General features: G+C 44.1%; 22 protein-coding genes. 12 read left to right on the forward strand and 10 right to left on the reverse strand.

From position 1 onward, the window contains the following. Nucleotides 1-33: 33 nt before the first annotated feature. The 5 genes from dnaG (at nt 34) to DQQ10_RS25370 (ending at nt 7,221) form a co-directional block, all read left to right on the forward strand. On the forward strand, nt 34-1,968 hold the full coding sequence (dnaG, locus tag DQQ10_RS25350) for a DNA primase (RefSeq protein ID WP_112749748.1): 1,935 nt from the start codon (nt 34-36) through the stop codon (nt 1,966-1,968). Between the two features lie 75 nt (nt 1,969-2,043). After that, nucleotides 2,044-3,270 carry a bifunctional 3,4-dihydroxy-2-butanone-4-phosphate synthase/GTP cyclohydrolase II gene (locus DQQ10_RS25355; protein ID WP_112749749.1) on the forward strand — a complete coding sequence of 409 codons (1,227 nt, stop codon included), beginning with the start codon at nt 2,044-2,046 and terminating at the stop codon, nt 3,268-3,270. Nucleotides 3,271-3,278: 8 nt separating this feature from the next. Then, entirely contained in the window at nt 3,279-3,929 is a 651-nt protein-coding gene (locus DQQ10_RS25360) for a hypothetical protein (RefSeq protein ID WP_112749750.1), read from the forward strand. A gap of 38 nt (nt 3,930-3,967) precedes the next feature. Continuing rightward, nucleotides 3,968-4,747 carry a 5'/3'-nucleotidase SurE gene (gene surE, locus DQQ10_RS25365; protein WP_112749751.1) on the forward strand — a complete coding sequence of 260 codons (780 nt, stop codon included), beginning with the start codon at nt 3,968-3,970 and terminating at the stop codon, nt 4,745-4,747. A 311-nt stretch (nt 4,748-5,058) separates the two neighbouring features. Further along, nucleotides 5,059-7,221 (forward strand): glutamine synthetase III family protein, encoded by a 2,163-nt coding sequence (locus DQQ10_RS25370; protein ID WP_112749752.1) that lies wholly within the window; start codon nt 5,059-5,061, stop codon nt 7,219-7,221. 49 nt (nt 7,222-7,270) lie between these two features. Here the strand turns inward: DQQ10_RS25370 and DQQ10_RS25375 are convergent, their stop codons facing one another. Next, a complete protein-coding gene (locus DQQ10_RS25375) occupies nt 7,271-8,158 on the reverse strand; it encodes an alpha/beta fold hydrolase (protein ID WP_112749753.1) in 888 nt (295 codons plus the stop codon). 33 nt (nt 8,159-8,191) lie between these two features. Continuing rightward, nucleotides 8,192-9,838, reverse strand: a complete 1,647-nt coding sequence (locus DQQ10_RS25380; RefSeq protein ID WP_112749754.1) for a S41 family peptidase — start codon at nt 9,836-9,838, stop codon at nt 8,192-8,194. A 1,053-nt stretch (nt 9,839-10,891) separates the two neighbouring features. Between DQQ10_RS25380 and DQQ10_RS25390 the strand changes: the two genes are divergently transcribed. From DQQ10_RS25390 to DQQ10_RS25410, 5 genes are all read left to right on the forward strand, one after another. Next, a complete protein-coding gene (locus tag DQQ10_RS25390; protein WP_112749756.1) occupies nt 10,892-11,341 on the forward strand; it encodes a hypothetical protein in 450 nt (149 codons plus the stop codon). Nucleotides 11,342-11,459: 118 nt separating this feature from the next. Further along, the gene (locus DQQ10_RS25395) at nt 11,460-12,173 is read left to right on the forward strand and encodes a CHASE2 domain-containing protein (RefSeq protein WP_112749757.1); all 714 of its coding nucleotides are present in this window, start codon (nt 11,460-11,462) and stop codon (nt 12,171-12,173) included. A 205-nt stretch (nt 12,174-12,378) separates the two neighbouring features. Then, on the forward strand, nt 12,379-12,621 hold the full coding sequence (locus DQQ10_RS25400) for a DUF433 domain-containing protein (RefSeq protein WP_112749758.1): 243 nt from the start codon (nt 12,379-12,381) through the stop codon (nt 12,619-12,621). A 64-nt stretch (nt 12,622-12,685) separates the two neighbouring features. Next, the gene (locus DQQ10_RS25405) at nt 12,686-12,877 is read left to right on the forward strand and encodes a DUF4926 domain-containing protein (protein ID WP_165824127.1); all 192 of its coding nucleotides are present in this window, start codon (nt 12,686-12,688) and stop codon (nt 12,875-12,877) included. Nucleotides 12,878-12,996: 119 nt separating this feature from the next. Then, entirely contained in the window at nt 12,997-13,263 is a 267-nt protein-coding gene (locus DQQ10_RS25410) for a hypothetical protein (protein ID WP_112749760.1), read from the forward strand. 29 nt (nt 13,264-13,292) lie between these two features. On the opposite strand, the gene DQQ10_RS25415 is transcribed toward DQQ10_RS25410, so the two are convergent. The 7 genes from DQQ10_RS25415 to DQQ10_RS25445 all read right to left on the reverse strand — a co-directional run bounded on the left by DQQ10_RS25415 (nt 13,293) and on the right by DQQ10_RS25445 (nt 19,598). Then, a complete protein-coding gene (locus DQQ10_RS25415; RefSeq protein WP_112749761.1) occupies nt 13,293-14,378 on the reverse strand; it encodes a dipeptidase in 1,086 nt (361 codons plus the stop codon). Nucleotides 14,379-14,414: 36 nt separating this feature from the next. Next, nucleotides 14,415-15,521 (reverse strand): D-TA family PLP-dependent enzyme, encoded by a 1,107-nt coding sequence (locus tag DQQ10_RS25420; RefSeq protein ID WP_112749762.1) that lies wholly within the window; start codon nt 15,519-15,521, stop codon nt 14,415-14,417. A 1-nt stretch (nt 15,522) separates the two neighbouring features. Next, on the reverse strand, nt 15,523-15,984 hold the full coding sequence (locus tag DQQ10_RS25425; protein WP_112749763.1) for a RidA family protein: 462 nt from the start codon (nt 15,982-15,984) through the stop codon (nt 15,523-15,525). After that, nucleotides 15,981-16,694 (reverse strand): YqjF family protein, encoded by a 714-nt coding sequence (locus DQQ10_RS25430; RefSeq protein WP_112749764.1) that lies wholly within the window; start codon nt 16,692-16,694, stop codon nt 15,981-15,983. Before DQQ10_RS25430 ends, DQQ10_RS25425 begins: the two co-directional genes overlap by 4 nt. Next, the gene (locus tag DQQ10_RS25435) at nt 16,695-18,008 is read right to left on the reverse strand and encodes a gluconate:H+ symporter (RefSeq protein WP_112749765.1); all 1,314 of its coding nucleotides are present in this window, start codon (nt 18,006-18,008) and stop codon (nt 16,695-16,697) included. A 328-nt stretch (nt 18,009-18,336) separates the two neighbouring features. After that, a complete protein-coding gene (locus DQQ10_RS25440) occupies nt 18,337-18,561 on the reverse strand; it encodes a hypothetical protein (protein ID WP_112749766.1) in 225 nt (74 codons plus the stop codon). Nucleotides 18,562-18,599: 38 nt separating this feature from the next. Next, a complete protein-coding gene (locus tag DQQ10_RS25445; RefSeq protein ID WP_112749767.1) occupies nt 18,600-19,598 on the reverse strand; it encodes a 3-oxoacyl-ACP synthase III family protein in 999 nt (332 codons plus the stop codon). 269 nt (nt 19,599-19,867) lie between these two features. Between DQQ10_RS25445 and DQQ10_RS25450 the strand changes: the two genes are divergently transcribed. Together DQQ10_RS25450 and DQQ10_RS25455 are read left to right on the forward strand one after the other, a co-directional pair. Further along, complete coding sequence (locus DQQ10_RS25450; RefSeq protein ID WP_112749768.1) at nt 19,868-21,475, forward strand: Ig-like domain-containing protein; 1,608 nt, start codon at nt 19,868-19,870, stop codon at nt 21,473-21,475. A 212-nt stretch (nt 21,476-21,687) separates the two neighbouring features. Further along, nucleotides 21,688-22,056: a hypothetical protein gene (locus DQQ10_RS25455; protein ID WP_112749769.1), complete on the forward strand. Its 369-nt coding sequence runs from the start codon at nt 21,688-21,690 to the stop codon at nt 22,054-22,056. Here the strand turns inward: DQQ10_RS25455 and leuS are convergent. After that, the gene (leuS, locus tag DQQ10_RS25460; RefSeq protein WP_112749770.1) at nt 22,053-24,854 is read right to left on the reverse strand and encodes a leucine--tRNA ligase; all 2,802 of its coding nucleotides are present in this window, start codon (nt 24,852-24,854) and stop codon (nt 22,053-22,055) included. The genes DQQ10_RS25455 and leuS overlap by 4 nt on opposite strands. Nucleotides 24,855-24,903 lie beyond the last annotated feature (49 nt).

Below are 24,903 nucleotides of genomic sequence, written 5' to 3' on the forward strand. Positions count from 1 at the left end.
CATTAATTTCAACTAGCTTGTAGCCCTCGCTGAATGATCTCTCGCGAAACCATAGATGAAGTAAAAAATCGCGTCGACATTGTCGATGTGATCGGTGATTTCGTGACGTTGAAGCGCTCCGGTCAGAACTACAAAGCGCTTAGCCCTTTTGCAAACGAAAAGACACCTTCGTTTTATGTCGTGCCGTCAAAGGGAATCTTCAAAGACTTCAGTAGCGGAAAAGGGGGAGATGCCATCACCTTTGTGATTGAACATGAAGGGATGAGTTACGTTGAAGCGATACGCTACCTCGCCAAGAAGTATGGTGTCGACATCAAAGAAAACCAAGTCTCTCAGGAAGATCAAATTCATCAAGATGAACGCGAAGGCCTTTATCGCCTGATGAATTATGCAAAAGACTACTACAAAGAATCACTACTCCATTCCGAAGAGGGGCAAAGTATTGGGTTGACCTATTTTCGCGAACGTGGTTTTAACGATCGCATCATCGATAAATTCGAGCTTGGCTATACGTTAAACGAATGGGATCACCTCAGTAAAAAAGCACTGGGCATCGGCTACACCGTTGACCTACTGGCCAAAGCGGGCTTGATTGTAAAGAAAGACGACGGACGGTTTTATGATCGCTTTCGCGGAAGGGTAATCTTTCCTGTGCATAATCTGAGCGGGAAGGTAATTGCTTTTGGTGCGCGTATCCTCACGAAAGAAAAAGATCAGCCGAAGTATATCAACTCGCCGGAGACAGAAATCTATCATAAGAGTAATGTGCTCTATGGTATGTATCAGGCGAAAAATGCGATTCGTCGTGAAGACTTCTGTTATCTGGTAGAAGGCTACACCGACGTGATTTCGATGCACTTGTCGGATGTCGACAACGTTGTGGCATCGTCGGGAACAGCACTCACGGAAGAACAAATCAAACTCATTCGAAGATTCACCGAAAATGTAACGGTGTTGTTCGATGGTGATGCGGCAGGTATAAAGGCTGCGCTCCGTGGGATCGATCTTATTTTGAAGGGCGGACTCAATGTTCGCGTACTCCTACTCCCTGATGGCGACGATCCTGATAGTTATTCAAAAAAGGTAGGAACCACTGCCTTTAAACAATACTTAAAAGACAACACGAAGGATTTTATTTCCTTCAAGATCGACTTACTGGCCGCGGATGCCAAGCATGATCCGATTAAGAAAGCGGAAGCGATTCGCGACATCGTTACCAGTATATCGTTGATCCCCGACGCGATAAAAAGGTCGGTCTACATACAAGAGTCGAGCTCGCTACTAAAAATTCAAGAGACTGTTCTTCTTACCGAACTGAACAAGCTCCGCATTGGGGACTTGAAGAAGCAGGACCAAGAGAACGCGCGAAAAGGATTCAATAAAGGATTCGACGAGCCTCCGCCGATGATTCCGGACGATGAACCGGTGTCTACTTCCAAAACAGACGTCGTCAGTATGGTGGAGGCACAGGAGCGCGAAGCGATTCGATTGCTCGTGAATTACGCAGAGAACAATTACGACGATAAAAAGCTATTGGATTTCATGTTGGCAGAGTTGGAAGATGTAGAATTTACCAACGCTTTGTACAAGGAGATTTACAGTCTTTTTGTAGAAGGTGCCGCCCGTGGAGAAGTCTTGGACACGCTGTACTTCATGGAACATGGCTCACCAGAAATGCGAACCGTAGTGGCAGAATTGACCACCTCGCGTTACGAGACAAGCAAGAACTGGAGTGAGATGTATGAAATTTATTTTCCGCACGAACAGGAGATCCTTCAGGATATGGCGTATTCTAACGTGCTGCGCCTTAAGTTCAGAATGATTCAAAAGCTAATAGTCGATAACTTGCAACAAATGAAACAAGCTTCGAATGAGGAGGACCTGGAGAAATTTTTTACCATTCACGAGCAGTTAAAAGGAGCAGAGAAAGAATTGGCATTGGTGCTGGGTATTGTTGTTCCGCGTTAAGGAACACTCTCGCATCATTTTTTGTTGTAGCACTAACGAAACTCAACCTCACATCATCAACGTATTCCCTTGAACATGAGCGATATCAAACTCAACACCATTCCAGAAGCGCTGGAAGACATTAAAAACGGTAAGGTCATCATTGTCGTCGACGACGAAGACCGCGAAAATGAAGGTGACTTTATATGCGCCGCGGAATGTATCACACCGGAGATCGTCAACTTTATGGCGACACATGGTCGAGGTTTGATTTGCGCGCCGTTGATCGAAGACCGTTGTGAAGAACTTGGTCTTGAGTTGATGGTCGGAAAAAATACAGCTGTATTTGAAACTCCCTTTACGGTGTCGGTCGATCTTATCGGTCATGGTTGTACTACAGGTATCTCTGCCCACGATCGGTTTAAGACGATTCGTGCGCTGGTAGATCCTGAAATAAAACCTGAAGAACTCGGTAAGCCCGGACATATTTTTCCACTGCGTGCTAAGCGTGGAGGCGTGTTGCGCCGCGCTGGACATACCGAAGCAGCGATCGATTTTGCGCGCCTTGCGGGCTTTAAGCCGGCCGGTGTTCTCGTCGAAATCATGAACGAAGACGGCTCGATGGCTCGCCTTCCCGACTTGGTGAAGGTAGCTGAGCGATTCAACCTGAAGTTAGTTTCTATTAAAGACCTGATCGAGTATAGACTCAAGAAGGAATCACTCATTCACCGTCAGATCGATGTAAATATGCCAACAGAGCACGGTGATTTCAACTTGGTAGCTTTCGAACAAACCAATACCCATGATATTCACTTGGCGCTGGTGAAGGGGACCTGGGAGAAGGATGAGCCAATCTTAGTGCGTGTACATTCCTCATGCGTAACGGGCGATATTTTTGGCTCTTGCCGTTGTGATTGCGGCCCGCAACTTCACAAGGCTATGGAAATGGTAGATCGTGAAGGAAAAGGAATAGTGCTTTACATGAAGCAAGAGGGCAGAGGCATCGGTCTGCTGAATAAACTTAAAGCGTACAAATTGCAGGAGCAAGGGCTTGATACCGTGGAAGCTAACTTGCAACTAGGTTTCGATATGGATGAGCGCGATTACGGTGTTGGCGCTCAGATCTTACGCGACCTCGGCGTCTCAAAGATTAGACTGATTACAAACAATCCGAAGAAGCGTGTGGGATTGATGGGGTATGGATTGGAAATTGTAGATAATGTTGCTATTGAAGTTGTACCTAATCCACATAATGAACGATATTTATTAACGAAGCGGGATAAACTTGGACACAACATTTTGCGTCAAAGCAATAGTAAATGATCTTATGTATGTTGAACCGTAACAATCGTAACAATCGTTCCTTCTTAAAACATCTTGGTGCATTCATGATAATTGCACTCGTCACAATTCTTACACCGAACGCATCGGCGCAAGAGTGGCCCTCCGAGATGTGGCACGAAGGGAAGATCGTATTGTTGGAGGGAGATACATTGAAAGGTGCGGTAAAGTACGACATGCAACAAGACCTTATTCAATTTACCCCATCGGCATCTCAAACGATAGCGTATACAGCCCGCAAGATTCTATACTTCGAAATTTTCGATCAAACCGTTCGTCGCTATAGACAATTTTTTGCGTTGCCTTATACAACACAATCCCGCTATCGTGCGCCCGTTTTTTTTGAACTGCTTACGGAAGGCAAACTCACCCTGCTCGCGCGCGAATCCATTGAGCTGCGAACCTACAGCTCGATGTACTACTATGGCTCGTCGTATTCGCGCCAAGTGCTCATCTATAAATATTACTTCTTAACAGAAGAAGGCGACATTGAAGAATTTACAGGCAACAAAAATGACTTGCTCGATATGATGGGCAAATATGACGAGGATGTGGAAAAATACATCCGTACAAACAAACTTAGGTTTGAAGACAAAGCAGACTTCGCTAGAATTGTAGCCTTTTACAATTCATTATTTTAATCGGACTCAGTCCGCTCAGTTATTATTTTATCGATTCCATGAACAGACCTTTGATTTTAGTTTCCAACGACGATGGTATTACATCGAAAGGAATTTTCACGCTTGTTAGCGTTATGAAAGAAATCGGCGATGTGATCGTTGTCGCGCCGGATAGCCCGCAATCTGGGATGGGCCATGCGATCACCGTAGGAGAAACACTTCGTTTGGAGGAGAATTTTATCTTCAAAGATGTAAAAGCTTATGAATGTTCAGGAACACCTGCAGATTGCGTAAAGATGGCGCGTCACTTTGTATTGAAAGGCGAACGGCAACCAGATATCGTCGTGAGTGGCGTGAACCATGGAAGCAATACGTCCATCAGTGTGTTATACTCAGGAACAATGTCTGCGGCTATTGAAGGCGCGATAGAAGGCACGCCAGCGATTGGCTTTTCGCTTTGTGATTTTAATCACGATGCCGACTTCTCGCATACGCAGGAGTATATCAAGAAGATTACCCTTCAGGTACTGGCGAAAGGACTTCCAAAAGGTGTAGCATTGAATGTTAATTTTCCTGCGAAGCAAGCCGAGCCGTTAAAAGGAATTCGTGTATGCCGGCAAGCCAATGCAAAGTGGATGGAAGATTTTGATGTTCGATTCGATCCGCATGGCCGTCGCTATTTCTGGATGGTAGGAAACTTCGTCAACTTCGATAAGGGTGAAGACAATGATGAATGGGCAATTGCCAATAACTATGTATCGGTAGTGCCCTGTATGTTTGATCTCACGGCGCATCAAAGTATTCCTGTCCTGAATGAGGACTGGGATATTTTGAAGTGATTAGTCCAGCGCGACAGACGGCAAGATATTCATGGATGACAACAGGAGCAGTTGTCATTTTTTTTTGCCGGAATCTATCAGTTTAAGCTAGCGTAGTTGATGCTTTTTGAATCCCACTTTAGCGACCCATACTCCTTATAAAAATCTAATCAAATTCTAATGTGTTGATTCTCAATTAATCATAAGGCGTTAGAAAAATACCCAACTGCAATCGTGTTCTTTATAAAATCTTGAAATCGTGGTTCCGATTTGGCCTTACTTTGGAAAAATCTGATAGCTTTGACAACTCAATATAAAAATTACAACCACCTATGGCGCAACTACGATTCGAAGCTTTAAAGAAGTTAGGCGAGCGTCCCCGCGTACATGTTGAGCAACCGACAACATTAGTATCGAAACTTTTCGGAGAAAATGTATTTGGTCTCGAACAAATGCGTGCGACGTTAGCACCGGCTGTTTTCAAAAAAGTCAGCCAGGCAATTAAAAATCACGAAAAAATTGATGAGTCTACCGCCGATGCAGTAGCCTCTGCTGCGAAATCCTGGGCTATGGCCAAGGGCGCAACACACTTCACACACTGGTTCCAACCGATGACAGGTGGTACGGCTGAAAAGCACGACTCTTTCTTCGATGCTTTGGCTGGTATTGAAAAATTTAAAGGTAGCGAGCTCGTTCAGCAAGAACCAGACGCTTCTTCTTTCCCGCACGGTGGTATCCGCAGTACTTTCGAGGCTCGCGGTTATACAGCTTGGGATCCAACATCGCCTCCATTCTTATACGGCAAAACGCTTTGTATCCCTACCATCTTCGTTTCTTATACGGGTGAAACACTGGACACAAAAGCACCGCTTCTTAAAGCACTTAAAGCAGTTGATCTAGCAGCAACAAAAGTTTGCCAACTGTTCGATAAAGATATTCAACACGTAGTAGCATCGCTCGGTGCCGAGCAAGAATACTTCGTTGTCGATAAAGCATTGTTCAATGCGCGTCCTGACTTAGTCATGGCCGGACGTACTGTGTTTGGACACTCTCCTGCACGTGGACAACAATTGGAAGATCACTACTTCGGTTCTATCCCAGGACGTGTTTACGATTTCATGAAAGACTTCGAATTCGAAGCTTGGAAATTGGGAATCCCGGTTCGTACACGTCACAATGAAGTAGCGCCAAGCCAGTTTGAAGTAGCGCCATTGTTTGAAGAAGTTAACGTTGCTAACGACCACAATCAATTGATGATGGACGTGATGGCACGTGTAGCGGAAAAACACAACCTGGCGGTATTGTTCCATGAAAAACCATTTGCTGGGTTGAACGGAACAGGTAAGCACAACAACTGGTCGTTGATCACCGATACCGGTATCAACCTCTATCAACCTACCAGTAGCGCACGCGACAACCTCATGTTCCTTACGTTCTTCGTAACAACAATCAAAGCGGTGCACGCACATGCTGATTTGTTACGCGCAAGTATCGCGACGTCTGGAAATGATTTCCGTCTTGGTGCAAACGAAGCACCGCCAGCAATCATGTCTACCTTCATTGGTTCACAAATGAGTGCTGTACTCGACGAACTTGAGAAGAAAGGAAACGTGAAAATCGAGAAGGGCGATAACATGTACATGAAATTAGGTATCGATCAGATTCCTGAAATCATTCTAGATGCAACTGACCGTAACCGTACTTCACCCTTTGCCTTTACCGGAAACAAGTTTGAGTTCCGTGCAGTAGGTGGTAGCGATAACTGCGCTGTTGCCATGACGGCGTTGAACACCGTGGTTGCTGAACAGCTCGATCAGTTCCACGAAGCCGTAACAAAACAAATCGACAAAGGCGAAGAAAAACGTCTCGCGGTAGTGAACGTACTCCGTCAATACATCAAAGAATCAAGAGATATTCGTTTCGAAGGCGATGGTTACTCTGATGGTTGGGTTCAAGAAGCAGCAAAACGCGGCTTGAGCAACATCAAAACAACACCACGTGCACTCGATGCTTACTTGACAAAGGCGTCAATGGATCTTTTTGAGAAGCATGGTGTGATGTCGCACAAGGAAACTGAAGCACGTGTAGAAATCAGATTGGAGTCTTATATCAAGCGTGTTCAAATTGAAGCGCGTGTGATGGGCGACATCGCGATGAACCACATTGTGCCGACAGCGATCGCTTACCAAAGCAAACTGATTAATAACGCTAACGGATTGAAAGGTCTTGGCGTTGATAACACAGCGGTAGTGCAAACGATCAGAGAGATCTCTGGACACATTGATACGATCAAGAATAACGTTCGTGCGATGGTTGATGAACGTAAGCGCCTCAACAAAGAAGGAAATACACATACACGTGCCGTCGGATATTGTGAAGATATCAAAGAGAAATACTTTGATGTTATCCGCGATGCCGTAGATAAACTTGAGCTTCTCGTGGATAACGAAGATTGGCCATTGGTGAAATATCGTGAGCTTCTCTTCTTGAGATAGTTTAGAAATGTAATACTGTAAAAGCGGACTCGAAAGGGCCCGCTTTTTTTTATTCTGAAGCGGTTTCTTTCTCGCGATTCAGCATTCTTATAATCGCATTCCGAATCAATTCAGGATCGCTCCAGGGAACAAAATGATTCATGTCGTCTTTGATGACATACTCTACAGGTGCGTTGGTGAGATACTTTTTCGCGAAGTCTACATTCTTAAAGTCAACCAGTTGGTCTTTCTTTCCGTGGATCACAATCACAGGACACGTTATGTTTTTCCAATAGGGCAGCATCTTTTCGAGCTCCGGCTTCAAGTGATAAATCTCTTCATTGGAAGCGCGAAACGAACGGGGTATGATCCAACTTAAGAACGGCGTAGCCAGTGGTGCACGAAACCATGTCTCGTTGGGTTCAAGTTCTGGATCGATGGAGCCGGCAACAATGATTAGTCCGTCGATGAGATCAGGATATTCTATTGCCATTTTAGCAATCAGTGGGCCTCCAAGAGAATGCCCTACCAGTATCACGGGGTTATTATGTTTGTGTTTTTCTAAGATTGGTTTGAGTGCTTCACATTGTTTCAATAGCGAACCTTCGCCTCTTCCAAAGTTGGAATATCCAAAGCCTGGTCTGTCGGTGGTAATCAGGAATGTATTCGCGAGCAATGTACTATCCGCTAGAAAATCAATGAAGGCGCTTAATGATCCTGGTGAACCGTGAACAAAAAGCGTTAACGGTTTTATGCTGTCACCACTCTGCACGTAGTGGATATCAAAGCCATTTACACTGTAATGCTGTTGCTGCGCAGCCACCTTCTTCTCGTTGAAGAAGTTGTCGATTTCTTTAGGCGACATTCGGAACGTCATACACGAGTGCATGAAGACCATGATCACCACAAAAACACCGGAGGGTATTAACAGCAGTTTCTTTTTGAGAGATCTTTTCATCGTAACGCATCAAGATCGGCTCGCTGCATAAAACTAGTTTTGATTCAGAATCTTTTTGTACTGCGAAGGGCTGTGCAGAATGTCAATCGCTTTTTTGATGTCTTGATCGTACTTGAATCCGACTTCAATACTGCCGCGCTCAAGCAAGTGACGTCCAACGATTTCTTCCTCCAATAGCATTTTGATTTCTTCTTTATACAGCATCAGCTCATTCTTCTTGCTATCGGCAATGCGATTATTGATTTGATCGAGTTGAGCTTTTAAGTCGCCGTAGTATTTTTCTTTTTTTGCTTCCGCTTGGAATTTTTCCAGCTCGTACTCAAGATATGATTTATAGCTGTAGTTTTTATTTTTCATCCAGTTCACAAACTCTTGATAAGTCTCGTCGCTCAACGCAAACTCTCGTGGCGATACAGGCTCAGGATGTTTCAATACATATTGTGTGGCGAAGTCGAACAAAAATCCCTTCTCGAAGAGGACCTGGGTTACAAGATGCGCTTCAACCGCGTTGGAGATGATGTCTGGATCAATACCGCCACCATCGTATACCGTTCTTCCTGTTGATGTCTTGAAAGGTCGCTTGAGGGAATCGGGAATAGATTCGACACTGCCATCTTCACGACGGTGCGCGTAATCCAATACCTGTATGCATCGGCCAGTAGCGGTGTAATATTTTGCTGTAGTAACTTTCAATTGCGAATTGTAGGAGAGAGGACGGCTCACTTGCACAAGTCCTTTGCCAAATGATTTCTCACCGATGATCACGCCACGGTCATAATCTTGAACAGAACCCGCCACGATTTCAGAAGCGGATGCACTACCTCGGTTGATCAGTACCGTAACAGGAATATCAACGTCCGTTGGCGCATTCAAAGTTTCGTAATTCAAATTGTTCTCAGGAATTTTTCCTTTTGTGCTCACCACCAATTTTCCCTTCGGAATAAAAATGTTGGTGATGTTGACCGCTTCCATCAACAAGCCACCTGGATTTCCACGTAAGTCGAGGATCACACCTTTGGCACCCTTTTCCTTCAGTGCGATCAATGCATTGCGTACTTCTTTTCCAGCATCGGGTGTAAAATCAGAAAGCTGAATGTAAGCGATGTCTTCTCCCAACATACCTGAATACGGTACGTTGTTCACTTTGATACGCTCTCTTTTGAAATCAATTTTAATAGGTTGTTCTACACCCGGACGTTTTACCGTTAGTGTTACAGGCGTACCCACCTGTCCTTTCATCAGTTGTCCTGATTCTTCGCGCGTGAGTTTTGCTAATTCAATGTCGTCGATCTTGATGATTTCATCGCCGATCTTGAGTCCGTTCTTTTGTGCACCAAATCCTTCCATAATCATTGTGACAACAGTGCGTTTGCCGAGCTCACGTGTAATGGCACCGATACCTCCGTACTGACCAGTGTTGATCGTGCGATAGTCTTCTACTTCGTCTTCAGGAATATAGTTGGTGTAAGGATCTAATGAATTTAACATGGCGTCGATGCCGGTACGAACCAATTTATTTGGGTTGACATCGTCGACGTATAGCGCATTCACTTCCTTGAACAGCGTAGCGAAGATGTCCAAGTTTTTAGCGATTTCGAAATAACGTTCAGCCGGGCGGGTAAACGATAATGCTGTGAGTGCCACAACAATTAGCAGGAGAACTTTATAACGCGTCTTCATCACATTTGAGCTTCAGTCTTCAGAAAGTTAAGCATTCAATTGGTTTCAATTCGCTCGTTCGTGGGGTATTTATTACCTGTGGTGTAAAAAGGAGTGTTGATGAGCTGGGGAAGGTGGGATTCAATGGTTAAGTGTTCAAGTGTTCAGGTGTTCGAGTGTTCAAGAAAAATGCATTTCTCGCAACTCGAAGCTCGCAACTCGCAGCTTTCTAACAAGCTACCGGAAACGTGTTGACGTGTTGGTGTGCTGACGTGTTGGTGTTGAATGCTTTTTACTGTGTCCCTCCGCGTACCTCCGCGCTTTCGCGACTTTGCGGTAAAAAAATCGTTCACCTTAAGGCATGTTAGCCAAGGAGCTCGCAGCCTTTCTGACGTCCACCGCATTTCTTGCAACTAGGAGCTCCTAGCTCGCAGCTCTCTACCGTGATCTTCCCATGTAGCGGTCCTATTTGCTTCATTAACGACCCATTCTATGAAACAAACACCGCATCTTCCTAGGGGCGATAGCCAGAATAATGAGAGCGCAATGAACGGACATCTGGAGAAACAGCGAATTAATGAAAGAATAATGAACGCGCGATGAGAGAAAAATGAACCAAACACCGGAATTTATGATACGTCGTCTATAGCGCGATGAAACAACATCTATAGAACAATGATAGAAGTACTGGACGCGTATGGAGAACATATGGAGAAAATGAAAGGATGTCTACAGCTTCTCTAGAGGATCAAGCCAGGATGACTGAAAAAAGCTGAAAGCTTAAAGTAGAAAGCAGAAAGTTGGAAATCGAAGACGGCGCGCTTCGCGACGCGGAAAGTAAAGGCGGTGCGTCACGGGTTGTCACGCGACGCAGGAAATTTGCAGCGCCAGGGTAAAAGAATTTTTCTGTATGAAGCGTGAAGTACCATAACAAAGTATCAACGATTTTTGAAGGGGAATCGTGATTTGATGCAAAGTTTGAATTTCCATCTACCCATGTGGCCATGAGCAGATATATGTATTTTTACATATTGACGTTGTAAGGCATTGTTTATGTACAGATAGAATAGGATAATGGAAAGAATTAAATTCGGGACGATTAAAAAGGAAATTCAAGACATCTTTCCAAGTGCAAACCTTGAGAACTGGGACTTGATTCCAGAGTCCATTCACCAATTAGCAGCCTCTCAGGGAACAGATTTACAGTGGGAAAGAATTTCAAACTGGATCGAATTTGAAGAAGGACAGTTAGAATTTGAGGAAGAGGAGTTTCTAAGCCTAGCTTTCTATAAGCATAAACCGAGGGGACAAATTTATTTAGTGACAGATAGTTGTTTCAAGACAAGAGAAGCATACCGTGTAGATTCTGATCAACTGGTAGACTTTGTAAGAAATATTGACCAAGTAGAAAACGAGATTCCTTTTGTTCAGCCATCGGATTATGTTTTTATTAATCCGGAGCAAAAACTTGTAACGTTGATACACCACGAAGGTCAGGTAACGCAATATAAAAGATTTATCTAACAGCACCTTATAACAACGTGCACGCGCCAATTAATTGTTGATTAATTTTAAAGGGAAATTTTAAACAGCTGCATACACGAACGTCTTGCGTTATGCCCTGATCCAGGTAAACAACGAGATGACTAAATATCTAATACTTTTTAGCGGACTGATTTTCAGTTTAGGTTGCAAACAGAAAGAATCGATAATTACCATTGTCGACATAGGACACCTCGACAGAATTGGAATTGCAAAGGAGTTGAACATCATTAATAAATACTCGCCCAGAGTAATTGGATTGGATTTTTTATTAACCACCGACAGCCTCGATAAAGACATTCTGCTTTCTGAAGAACTCTCCAAGACGAAGAACATGGTTCAAGCATGTAAACTCCATGATAGCAACCTGATGCAAACTACTAGATGGGATAGTCTTGAGACCTATCATCAAAAATTCAGATATGGGAAGCATGGATTTTCAAATATCACGGCCACTAAAGATTGTGTACTCGTTCGCGAGCTACCCATGCGGCAGTACTACAGAGATGATACTGAGTTTGCATTTAGCTACTTGATAGCGAGCGAGTACGACTCGCGGAAGGTAAAACAGCAATATAAGAATGGTGACAATGACTTTTATTTCAGTAAAAATTCCATTGAGCGACAGTTCAAAATCATTTCTGTTAGCGATTTGATGGCAGAGAACTTTGATAAAATGGACTTGACCGATAAGATTGTTTTAATGGGACATGTAAGCGACAGAGAGGATTCATTCTACATCGACGATGAAAGAACGAAAAGAATAAGTGGGGTTGAAATACATGCTTGTATAATTGAAGAAGTATTGGATTAGTGAACGGCTAGGAAATGCTAACAGTTCGCGTTAGGTAGTAAGTTTTGTTCATCAATATTTTTTGTGGTGGTGTAATTGGTAACCTCGAAAAGTATTCACTTGAAAATGTTACTTATGACGAGTTATCATGGCGTTAGACAGGGTTCACAGGACTCCAGAAAACTATGATAGGGACGAATAGCCAAAAAAATCGTAGATTAGAGTCATGTACCAAGTCAAAGATTACATTGATATAAATAGGGAAATTCTTCGTGGGAATGCGGTTTTCAAAGGTACGCGTGTTCCGATAGAGAGTCTTTTTCTTCACCTTGAGAATGGTATCACGTTGGATGAATTTCTGCAAGATTTTCCTTCCGTTGCTAAAGATCAAGCAATCGCAGTTATAGAGATCGCGAGCAAGCTATTGACTTCAAAGAATATTGAGAAGATTTATGAGGCTGCTGCTTGATGAGAATAGGCAACGCCCTCGGACAATTTTGACCCACCGAAATCAACAAGTAATGACCGTCGACATGGAGAGTATTAATCAGTATGACGTAATTGAAATAACAGAGGACATAAACCCGAAAGTGAAAAGAGGAATGCAGGGGGCAATTTTGGAGAAGTACAATGAAGACGATTTTGAGATTGAGATACTGGACAAAGAAGGAGTAAACATCTCCTTTGGCAACCAATTTACATTTACGGTTAACAGACGACAATAAGAAAGGTAGTGTGAGCGGGGCACATCCTACAACATTAAGCCATGTAGATATAACCCGCATTAAAAGCGTGATGACTTTTGAGAATGACGTAGTAGAACAGTTTAAAGAAAAATAGATGCATGGTAGAGAAAAATGCTATTACATTCATTGCGTACAAAAACGATTCACCTTTCACCGTACAGCTAGAACCAGAAGCAATAATGTTGACGGTCAATCCAGGTGAAGAATTGACTTTTGTTGCAAAGAATGTACTGCATGAATTCTCATGGGCAATACGATATGCAGACAGTGGAATTCAGTTGTTCCCTGAAACATTCGACTATGGACGTATTGAAGTTTTTAGGAACGGAACTCCGTCAACAGAATTGGACTTTTTATATGAATAAAAATCTAGAAATATCACAAGCGTAATACCCTACACCCAAGCTTTTCTTAAGAATCTAAGCCAGTTGCCATGCAATACGTTTTCGATATCTTCGGAAGAATAGCCTCTCTTTGCCAGTAGCGTCGGTATTTTTTGAAGGTCGGCAATCGTTTCGATATCATAAGGACATTGCTCTTTACCGAAAGCGCCGTCCAGGTCGGAGCCAATACCGATATGGTTGGCGTTTCCTGCGATCTGACAAATATGATCCATGTGATCGATTAATTTTTCAAGATTGCAGTTCATGTTTTGTGGCGTTGATTTACCGCGCTCCCAGTTCGATACCATCATCCATGCATCCATCACGCCGCCGATTACTGCGCCGCGCGCAATGAGTTCTTTGATCATGTCGTCACTGAACTGGCGATTATGATCTACCAAACTGCGACAATTGTTGTGACTTGCCCAAACATGTCCCTTGAAATGATCGAGTGCTTCCCAAAAACTTTCATCACATAAATGGGTAGCATCGAGTATGATGTTAAGCCGCTCCATTTCGCGGAGAAGTTCTTTTCCGGCTTGACCAATACTACCCGTTGCATTGGTACCTTGCGCATAACGGCCGGGACCATAATGACCAGGGCCGATCGCGCGAAGGCCGTTGCCATACGCGCGCTCAACGTAGCGCGGTGTTACGATAGAGTCAGCTCCCTCAAGACTGAGAATGTAGCCGATAGGATGTTGTTTGGTGTGATCATCCCAACGTTGCAAATGAAAGTCTAATGTCTCGAGATCTGTCACTTGAAACAATTCTCCTTCTGCTTCCATCTCGCGATACCAGGTAAGTTGTCCTTGTGTTTGTGCCCACGCTTGATGTGGCGAGTTCCATCCTGGTAAGTCGTTATCAGGTGCTACATAACGCGCAATTTGTGTAGCAACCACCAATCCTATATTTCCTTTTCGCAATTCAGAAAAACAGACAACGCCTTTTTCACGATCGGGTTTGTCGGTTTTGCCAGCTTCTCTTTTTCGAATAACGTCGATGGGCTGTCGATAATCCCGATTCCATTCCATCGCATTCATCGAGAGATCCAAATGCGCGTCGATAATGAAATTAGCTTTCGGTTTGGTTGCCATGCTTTTTTAGATTGAAATGAAATGTAGCGTTAAATATTACACGGAGATCTTTCTTTTCCGCGAGATGTTGATCCATCGGTCGATCACGTGATTCGACTCGACAACAGTAGCTTCCTCATGCAATGCGACAGTAGGGCATACGTGGTGAGGAACACCGTATAACGCATCACCGACGCGATATTGTTCAGGATTACTTGTTGTAAATACCATATGCTCTTCGCTGTGGCCCGTAGGCAACAGATCAGGGGCGTTAAGAAAGTATACACGATTTGCTAATGGATTTTCAGATGCGATAGCCTTATGACCAAGGTCGGTACAAATTACGCCAGGCGAGGGTATAGAGATAATTCTTGTTAATACGAGTGCCGCGTGCAGGTAGTGTTGTTCTTGTAAGATCTGTTCGTAGCCTTTGTCCCAGTAGATAAATGTACCTGGACTACACTCTACAGATTTTCTTTTCGAGTGAATAGAATACGTAGGCGTTCCACCTGCGACGATCACTAATTTCTTATTGAATTGCTTGTCTACTTTTTCTTGAAGGTCAACGACTGGCGCAAACGCATCATCACATTGACGTGTACGAATGGTCATGTCTGTGTCGCGAAGGTGTCCATCATATGCGTGTAGACCTATGATCGCGATGTGCTTCAGGGAAGAGCATGCGGTGTACAAATCAAATGCTACAGCGGGCACGATTCCCGTACGATTCATGCCCACGTTTAGATCGATATAGACATTGATCGTGCGATTGTGTTTCTGAAAAGTGCTATTTATGGCAGACGCAGATTGAACGTTGTCAATAAGACAGGAGAACGTTGTTGATTGAAATTTTTCTTGTAGTACGGCAAGACGTTCTGCTTTTGGTCCTACGGGTTGGTAGGCGAGGAGCACATCTTTTGCACCGGCGCTGGCAAGCATTTCAGCTTCTGCAATTGTCGCGCACTTGAATTTTTGGATCCCGGCTTGCAACATCATGGCCGATACTTCAGCCGACTTGTGTGTCTTAATGTGCGGACGTAGGCGCGCCACATCATCGATGCTACGTATTAACCGCGCTATATTTTCTACAATCCTATCTTTATACAAGATCAACGCTGGTGAATCGACTTGGTCGACATCACGAAGAGCATACCATTCTTGCATGTTAGTGTAGTTCAAACATCGCCTCGATCTCCACCGGGATATTGTCTGGAAGTGATCCCATGCCAACGGCGCTACGCACACCAATACCATTTTTTTCACCCCATACTTTAGCAAAAAGTTCACTGCAGCCATTGATCACATAAGGATGTCTTTCAAATTCCGAAACACAATTAACCATGCCGAGTACTTTTACAACGCGCTTGATCTTGTTGAAGCTACCGATATTTTGTTTTATCGTTGAAAGGATAGCCAATCCAACTTGTTGTGCAGCTTGTTTTCCCTCTTCTATATTCATGTCTTTTCCAATGCGCCCAATGATGAGCGAACCATCATCTTGAACGGTACCATGTCCGGACACATACAAGTAATTTCCTACGATGAGGAAAGGTTTGTAAACACCCAACGGCTTAGGTGCAGGCGGAAGGTTTAATCCAAGTTTTTCGAAGTTGTGATCGGGTGTCATGATATGATTAGTTGTTTGTTCATTACGCTTATGGGAGAGCCATCAGCCAAGAAAACGGATGTTGGTTTCGCACGCAACACATCTTCGAATTTTTGGCCATACAAATGTGCAACATCGCATTTAAATTCAAACGCGTTTACGGGATGAATTTTCCATTTTGGATGCTGAACTTCGTATGCGGAAGTTTTTTCGTTGCTTAGCCTTGTATATCCCCAGTAATGTTCGGTGATAAATTCTTCTTCACTTCCGCTAACAATCGCTTCTTTGTGAATTGACGCAGTGGCTTTCAAGTAGTTCCATTCGCGTACCTTCCATCGATATTCCACGTCGATCGTATCGTGTGCGTGTGTGAATCGATGCGCCATCTCGCGTGTCTCATAATGTTCTTTATAAAATAGATTGGCGATCATGGTGATCATCGCACGAGGCACGATTTCTTTAATGAACACAACGCCACGCACCCATTCATTTGATTTTTTATAGCGCACATAGAAACGCAAGTTGACTTCTTCGAATGTTTTGTGTCCTGGAAAAGTTAACCCTTGCACTTTGGTGTCTTGAAAAAGAAAGCCCACCAGACTAACATAGTAGTTACCGTTCCACTCATCGAGTTCGGTGTGCGCTGGCACATAAGGGAGAAGAATATTTTTGTCGATGTGAAAATTGGCCATCAATAAATTGACCCATGATGCCGTGAGGAATGCAGCCATTTAATGAATGATTATGTTCAATATCATCACCGCCATGATGCCAACAATAGCAACGATTGTTTCCATCATCGACCACGATTTTATAGTGTCTTTGATGCCGAGGTTAAAGTACTCTTTGAACAGCCAGAATCCGCCGTCGTTCACGTGAGAGAACATGAGACTTCCGGCGCCAACCGCGAGCACCAATAAATTTGGATCAACACCAGCGACGACAAACGGTTCTACGATGTTAGCGGCAGTAAGTCCCGCTACGGTAGCCGAACCCACGCACACACGAATGATGGATGCAATGGTCCATGCAACAAACAATGGGTGTGCGGGAAGGCCCTCAAGCATACTGCCGATTTCTTTATCAGCACCGGTTGTTTGGAGAATTTGTTTTAACGCGCCTGCGCCACTCATGATGAGGAGTAACATGGCGATGTCTTTTACCGACTCGCCGTACGTGTTCATAATCTTCTTGATGTCGATCTGCTGCGCGATCCCTAACGTGAAAGTCGCCACGAAGAGTGATAGAATCATGACGACGGCGGGATCACCAAAAAATTGAAGCAACGGCATGGCTACATGGTCGGCAGGTACAAAACGCAACAGCAGCGTGGTGATGGCAATCAAGATGACAGGAAGCAATGCTGAGAAAATACTATTGAAAAGACTTGGAAGCTTATCTTCTGGTAGATCGATAGACTCAAATGTTTTGATGGACGTGGATTTCATATTCCGTAACGTCTTCGCGAAGATTGGTCCGGCAATGATTACGGTAGGTATGGCAACGATGATCCCATATAACATCGTTGTACCAATGTCGGCATGCAATGCTCTGATCAAGCCTACCGGCGATGGATGGGGCGGTAAGAAGCCGTGGGTAACAGAGAGTGATGCCAACATCGGCACGCCAATATAGACGGGCGGAAAGTTGAAGCGATAAGAGACGGAAAAAATCAGCGGCATCACGAGTACGAAGCCGACGTTGTAGAACAATGGAATACCGATGATAAAACCAGTAACAACCAACGCCCAAATGATATACTTCGGTCCGAACACTTTCATCATGCCGGATGCGATGCGTTGGGCTGCACCACTATCGGCGGTGAGTTTTCCAAGCATGGCGCCACACACGACAATGATGGAGAGGTCGCCAAACATTTTTCCGATGCCGATCTGAATTTCCGTTGTCACTTGCCCCGCAGAGATTCCGAGACTTAGTCCAGCGATAACAGATACGATGAGGAATGCTAGGAAAGCGTTGATCTTTAAAAGCGAGATGAGAACAATGAGCAGAACAATGCAGCTAAAAATGATGAGAAGCGTCATCGGTAAAGGATTGGTTGAATAGCTAATGTAGAGTTAAAAGTTAAAAGTTTAAAGTGGAAAGTTTGTGAATCACACGTTGGTTGTTGGGAGCAAGCTTGATAGGAAATTGGTAACCATAATTGAATATGGTTGAGTTAACACAGCCATGATAGCGTGTGCTAACGCGAAGACGAATGCAGATTTAGTATGCTGATGTATGGACGCAACCTCAGATTCAAATAACGCAGTGCCGGTGGTTGTTATCTTATGGAGTGGTGTTCAGGTCAACCATCAAATAACAAAAGTGAACCGCAGCCAGCAAACAGTAGCCAAAAGCCAGAAGCCCCTTTCAGAATTTATCCGGTATCTGAATAATTCTCACGACAATCTCGTGTGGGTCGCCGTCTTTGTCGAGGAGGCTAAATTTTACCATCGGGTTGTCTTTGCGAATATGGCTCTCCACGTGAATGATCTGGTTGTCTTGTAGATGTTTTTCCAGTTCCTTCTGCAGAATGTAGAGGGCATTTGCAAAATCAACTTCTAGCGGACTTGGGTTATAGGTCGAGGTCTTCATTCTTTTTTTATTTCACGTTCGGGAGAGGTCAGCGGGATTTACCAGCGGATTAATGCGGATGCCCACGTGAATCCGCTGCCGAAAGCAGCTAGACAAATTAAATCATTTTCTTTGATTTTCCCTTCTGCCCAGGCTTCGCTGAGCGCGATCGGAATAGAGGCTGCCGTCGTGTTTCCGTAGCGCATAATGTTGTTATAGACTTGATCATTACTCAACGCAAGCTTCTCTTGAATGTATTGGCTGATGCGCAAGTTCGCCTGATGAGGAACCAACAAGTTGATGTCTTCTTTTGAAAGGTTATTGGCCTCAAGTGCTTCGTTGATCACTTCCATGAACCTTACGACAGCATGTTTGAAAACTTGATTTCCATTCATCACAACCTTGAAAGTTGACGTGTCGGTGATTTGTTCAGGCTGTCGTTCTTGGTGAGGTCGGCTGCTGCCAGGATCTTTCACGTATAGCTCTTCTGCAAAACGTCCATCCGAATGGAGGTGTGTTGAAAGTATGCCTGGCTTATCACTGGGTTGAAGGATCACGGCGCCGGCACCATCGCCAAAGATCACCGCGGTATTTCTGCCGCGCGTTGTAATATCTAATGCTGTCGATTGGATTTCCGCGCCCACCACGAGAATGGTTTTATACATTCCAGTTTTGATGAATTGATCGGCAACGGAAAGTGCGTAGATAAAACCCGAGCATGCGTTGCGTATATCCAAGGCGCCAATGCTTTCTAGGCCGAGTTCGCGCTGCAAGAGTACACCAGATCCCGGAAAGAAGTAGTCGGGTGTGATGGTGGCGAATACGATGAAGTCGATATCTTTTTCAGTGAGTTTTGCACGTTCCAGGGCCATGCGGGTTGCTTTGGCTGCCATGTTCGCTACCGTGTCCTTTGATGGATCCATCCACCGGCGCTCGTTGATCCCCGTTCGCTCGACAATCCAATCATTGTTAGTGTCCATTACGGTAGACAGGTACTGGTTCGTTATAATATTTTCAGGCACATGGTGGCCGATGGCTACAATCTTAGAATTACGCATTCGTTTGAAATTAAAGACTGTAAATGTAACGAATGAAATGCAAATGCACGTTAGGGTGGATTAGCATTAAAAACGCATTTTAATTGCGAGAAACTGGTACCAGGCCAGTTCAGATGCATTACATAAACGTCCGGTATTTTGTGTGGCAATTCGATTGTACTGTTAAAACCGAGCAGCGACAATTGCCATGTACTTTTTTTCTCCTTGAGATAAGGTAGGTGCCGAATTGTACATTACCTTGCACTGAATTTATATTACCCCAGTTTGAAATGTATTTTCTGAATTGTAGCCGCAAATTGGCTGTACTCTTCATCATTCTCGCTGTTGTCTTGCAAGGTTGTGGCGATGATACACCCGAGCAATCGAAGACTCCTGCTATAGTTTTGGCAGAAACGACCAAGCATATCTTTAGCGGTTCAAGTGCCAAGCTTTCATTCACGGTGTCTGCCGGAGAATCTATAGAAACGGTCAGCGTGTATGTCGATGATCAGATGATCGATAATCATGCCTTTAATGGTGATAAATTTTATGAAGTAATATGGAATACAAAAACCGTTGAAGATGGCGTGCATAAAGTGACGGTTAAGCTGACTGATAAAAGCGGGAATGTATCAGAAGAGACGTTTGAGGTCACAGTTCGTAACGTGCTATTAAAAGTGATTGTCAAGCCCCATGCGATGTCGACAGGTTCACGTGCGATCATGTTTATTTCAGACAACAACGGAAACCCAATGGTCACGCGTGAACTCGTGAACGGCACAGAAGTAATTTTTGAGAACGAGGTGGGCTATCAAGAGGAGACGTTTTTGCTTTCGGTATTCTACCGCGGCGAGTTCGAAATGACGATTCAATTGCTCGACACATTCACAGATTTTCGTCCCGCGACAATCTCCTATGGCGACGATTTACAAGCAGAAGAAACTGAAGGGCAGGCCGTTCCGCTAACAATCTCTAACCTTCCTTTTTTGAGCAATGAATTTGTAATAAACGGCGCGTTTATCAAGCGTTTCCAGAAATCAGCAAATGGTGACAGTGAACTCAAAACCGAATTAGTTTTTACACAAAGTAAAAGTGATCTTTTTGTTCTGAATACAGATTGGGTAAATGGTAATGCATATCTATTTAAAGAAACGCTAAACGTTTCCGAAGGGCAATTCAAGTTGAACTATGACGATTTCTTAGCGATTGAAAAGGTTAAGTTAACAACACCTGGAGGAACTAATTATTTTAATTCAACTAATGGCTATAGAAGAATTGGTGGTAAACCGTATTCTTATTTTTTAGGTTTTTATAAAACTCAAGAAAACGATACGCTTCTCTTGCCACAAATGTCGGAGGGCGTGTTTGACTATTTTGAAAGCAATACCTCTTTTACTATCGAAGGCGTCCGCTACGAAAGTTCAATTATCCGTGAGGAGTTGCCAACGTCTATCTTGTTGCTTGATGCAAGTATTACATCGCATGATTTTTCTGACGGCAACTTAACGGTTAATACTCAGGGCAGTTGTGATCTACTCATGTTTCGTGGTGATAGGATCACCACAATTGACGGCAAACCGTTTCAGTACGGTACATTATTACTAACTGGCCACGAAGGAACCGTTGCGGCTCGCCATCCTAAACTTCCAGAGTATATAACATCACAATTTGATCATGTTGATCCGGTGGCCATCGGTGTTCAATCAGTTACAATGACGGACTATGAAGACTTTTCTTCTTATGACGCCTTTTTAAACAATTTGGTAACGGGTGAGTCATTGCCACATTATAGTCGACTTCAGAAGGTTTACGATTTTGAAGCGTCCAACGGTAGACTGCCTTACAAGATTGATAAGTCAGAAACTTATTCAGGGCTGTTTCATCATCTTAGACATTAACCGGTGCTTTTTCAGGGAAGCACTTTGATCTGAAAAAAAAAGTAAACGAAGTAAAACCGAGCAACGAAAGCAGCCTACCCTAAGGCTGTTTTTGTGGGAACTGAAGATCCCGAACCAACACCGACGAATGATAAACCTATAATCATTTTGAGCAAGCTTCAACAGCTAAATTCTTTAACACAGTCAACCTATCCTTCATTGCGAAAGATGATGTGGAAATTACAGCCTTAAAAGTTTCACTTGATGGGAGACTGTTAAAGGAAGGTACCTTTGATGTTGCTGAAGCAAAGCGCAAAATTTCGTGGGATACAAAGTCAGCTGATGACGGACCGCACATGCTAAAGGTTATGGCGAGTGACGATGCAGCCAACGTTACTGAAAAGGAATTTGTCGTGACAGTCGACAACTTTTTGGTGACCGTGCCGATTCCTGACGATTACCTGAACGGTACGTTTACAGATGTGGATCTAGATCGATGGATTTTTATTCATAAAAAAAGAGGTTGCTATGAAGACAACCTCTTTTTTATGTTATATGAGAACGACTGTATATGCTCCACCTGTAAGCCTTTAAACGGCTAAAGTACCACGTTCACAATCTTGCCCGGAACGATAATCACTTTCTTCGGTGGCTTACCTTCTGCCCACTTCTGAACGATCTCCGACGCGATCACTAATTTCTCAATGTCTTCTTTCGGCATGTCGAGTGCAAAGTTCATTTTAGCCCTCACTTTTCCATTAATCGAAATCGGATATTCAAATGAGTTTTCGATCAGGAAGGATGGATCGAATGAAACGAATTTGCTAGTCAAGATCGACGTGCTGTGACCAAGCTTCGACCAGAGTTCTTCTGCGATGTGTGGCGCGAAAGGAGAAAGCGCGATTACCAATGGTTCGAGGATGGCACGCTTATTACATTTCGCAGAAGTCAAGAAGTTGCAGCAAATCATAAACTCACTCACCGATGTGTTGAATGAAAATGTTTCGATGTCTTCTTCAATCTTCTTTAACGTCTTATGGAGAACTTTGTATTCCTCTTTTGTTGGCTCATCGTTCGAGATGGCTACGTTTCCGTTGGCATCATGGAAGAGGTTCCAGAACTTTCTCAAGAACTTATAAACACCATCGATACCGTTCGTTGCCCAAGGTTTGGAAAGTTCCAATGGACCAAGGAACATCTCATACATTCTCAAAGTGTCTGCACCGTACGCAGAAACAATGTCGTCAGGATTAACAACGTTGTACTTCGACTTCGACATTTTTTCAACTTCACTGCCGCAGATGTATCGACCATCTTCAAGAATGAAAGTAGCGTCTGCGAAATCTTCGCGCCAGTTTTTAAAGGCTTCAATATCCAACGCGTCATTCTCAACCATGTTGATATCGACATTCAGAGGCGTTACCTCATATTGTTTGCGAAGTCCGGCTGATACAAATTGCTTCGTTCCGTTAATACGATAAACAAATTTGGACACGCCTTGGATATGCCCTTGGTTGATCATCTTCAAGAACGGTTCTTCAGAGTCTACGTGACCGAGATCTTTCAATACCTTACACCAGAAACGTGAGTATAGCAAGTGCCCTGTGGCATGTTCAGATCCACCGATGTATAAATCGACAGCTTTCCAATATTGCTGTGCTTCTTTGCTGACAAACTGATTTTCATTTTTCGGGTCCATGTAGCGGAACCAATACCAGCTTGATCCTGCCCATCCCGGCATTGTTGTAAGCTCGTACGAATGCCCTTTGTAATTCCAATCCTTCGCGCGTCCAAGAGGAGGCTCGCCAGTTTCCGTTGGCTTATATTGATCGATATCAGGTAATGTTACAGGAAGATCTTTGTCGTCTACCAATTTCGGCAGGCCATTCACGAAGTACACAGGAAATGGTTCACCCCAATAGCGCTGTCGACCAAAGATTGCGTCGCGCATTCTGTAGTTTATTTTACCTTTTCCGATTTTCCATTCTTCAACTTTATCGATACCAGCTTGAATCGCATCGTCTACGACCATGCCATTCATGAAGCCTGAGTTGATGATCTTTGCTTCCCAACTCACAAATGCTTCCTCGATTACATCTGGGCCTTCTACTACTTGTACAATTGGCAAGTTGTAATGCTTCGCAAAACGGTGATCGCGTTCATCATGACCCGGAACCGCCATCACGGCACCTGTTCCGTATCCCGCCAACACATAATCGGCAATCCAGATGGGAATCAGTTCGTTATTGAATGGGTTCTTCGCGTAAGCACCCGTGAAAGCACCGCTCACACGTTTCACTTCACTCATGCGCTCACGCTCACTTCTGTTCTTGGCAACACTTACATATTCGTCAACTTTCGCGCGTTGTTCGGCGGTTGTGATTTTATCGACCAACTCATGTTCCGGCGCAAGTACCAGGAACGTTACACCAAAAACAGTATCGATACGCGTCGTAAAAACCTTAATCCCTTCCGACGCCTCACTTTTGTCTCCTGACTCCTGACCTTTGACAATCGGAAATGTGAGCTCGCAGCCCATGCTCTTTCCGATCCAGTTGCGTTGCATTTCTTTTACGGCTTCAGGCCAATCGATCGTGTCGAGTCCTTTCAGCAATCTTTCTGCATAGGCCGTAATGCGCATGCTCCATTGCATCATCTTGATACGCTCAACCGGATAGCCTCCGCGTTCGCTCACGCCATCCTTAACTTCGTCGTTCGAGAGTACCGTACCCAATGCTGCACACCAGTTCACCATCGTTTCACTGAGGTAAGCGATGCGGTATTGTTGGAGAACAGCTTCCTTGTCGGCCTCTGATTTAGCTTTCCACTCCATGCCTGTAAATGCAGCGACCGCTTCGTCTACAACGGCATTGATATGCGCATTTCCATTCTTTTCGAACTCGAGTGTAAGTTTTGAAATTGGTTCTGCGGAATCTGTATTCTTGTTGTACCAGCTGTTGAACAGCTGCATGAAAATCCATTGTGTCCAACGGTAGTACTGAGGGTCAGAGGTCTGAACTTCACGATCCCAGTCGTAGGAAAATCCGATCTGCTTAAGCTGACGTTTATAGGTTTCAATATTTTTTTCAGTCGTCAAACGCGGATGCTGTCCCGTTTGAATGGCATACTGTTCAGCGGGAAGACCGAATGCGTCGAAGCCCATGGGATGAAGTACATTAAATCCTTTAATGCGCTTGTAGCGGGAGACGATATCGGAAGCGATGTAGCCGAGGGGGTGACCAACATGCAATCCGGCTCCTGATGGATACGGAAACATGTCGAGGGCGTAATATTTGGGCTTTGAGGTGTCGTTGACAACCTTGTACGCGCCATCGGTGGCCCATTTCTCTTGCCACTTCTGCTCAATTCGTTTAATCTCTTCTTTACTGTAATCGGCCATTTTCTTGAATTCTTACAAATGAACCGCAAAAATAACCCTTTTGCGAAAA

Source organism: Pseudochryseolinea flava, assembly GCF_003286915.1.
GTDB classification, from domain to species: domain Bacteria; phylum Bacteroidota; class Bacteroidia; order Cytophagales; family Cyclobacteriaceae; genus Ohtaekwangia; species Ohtaekwangia flava.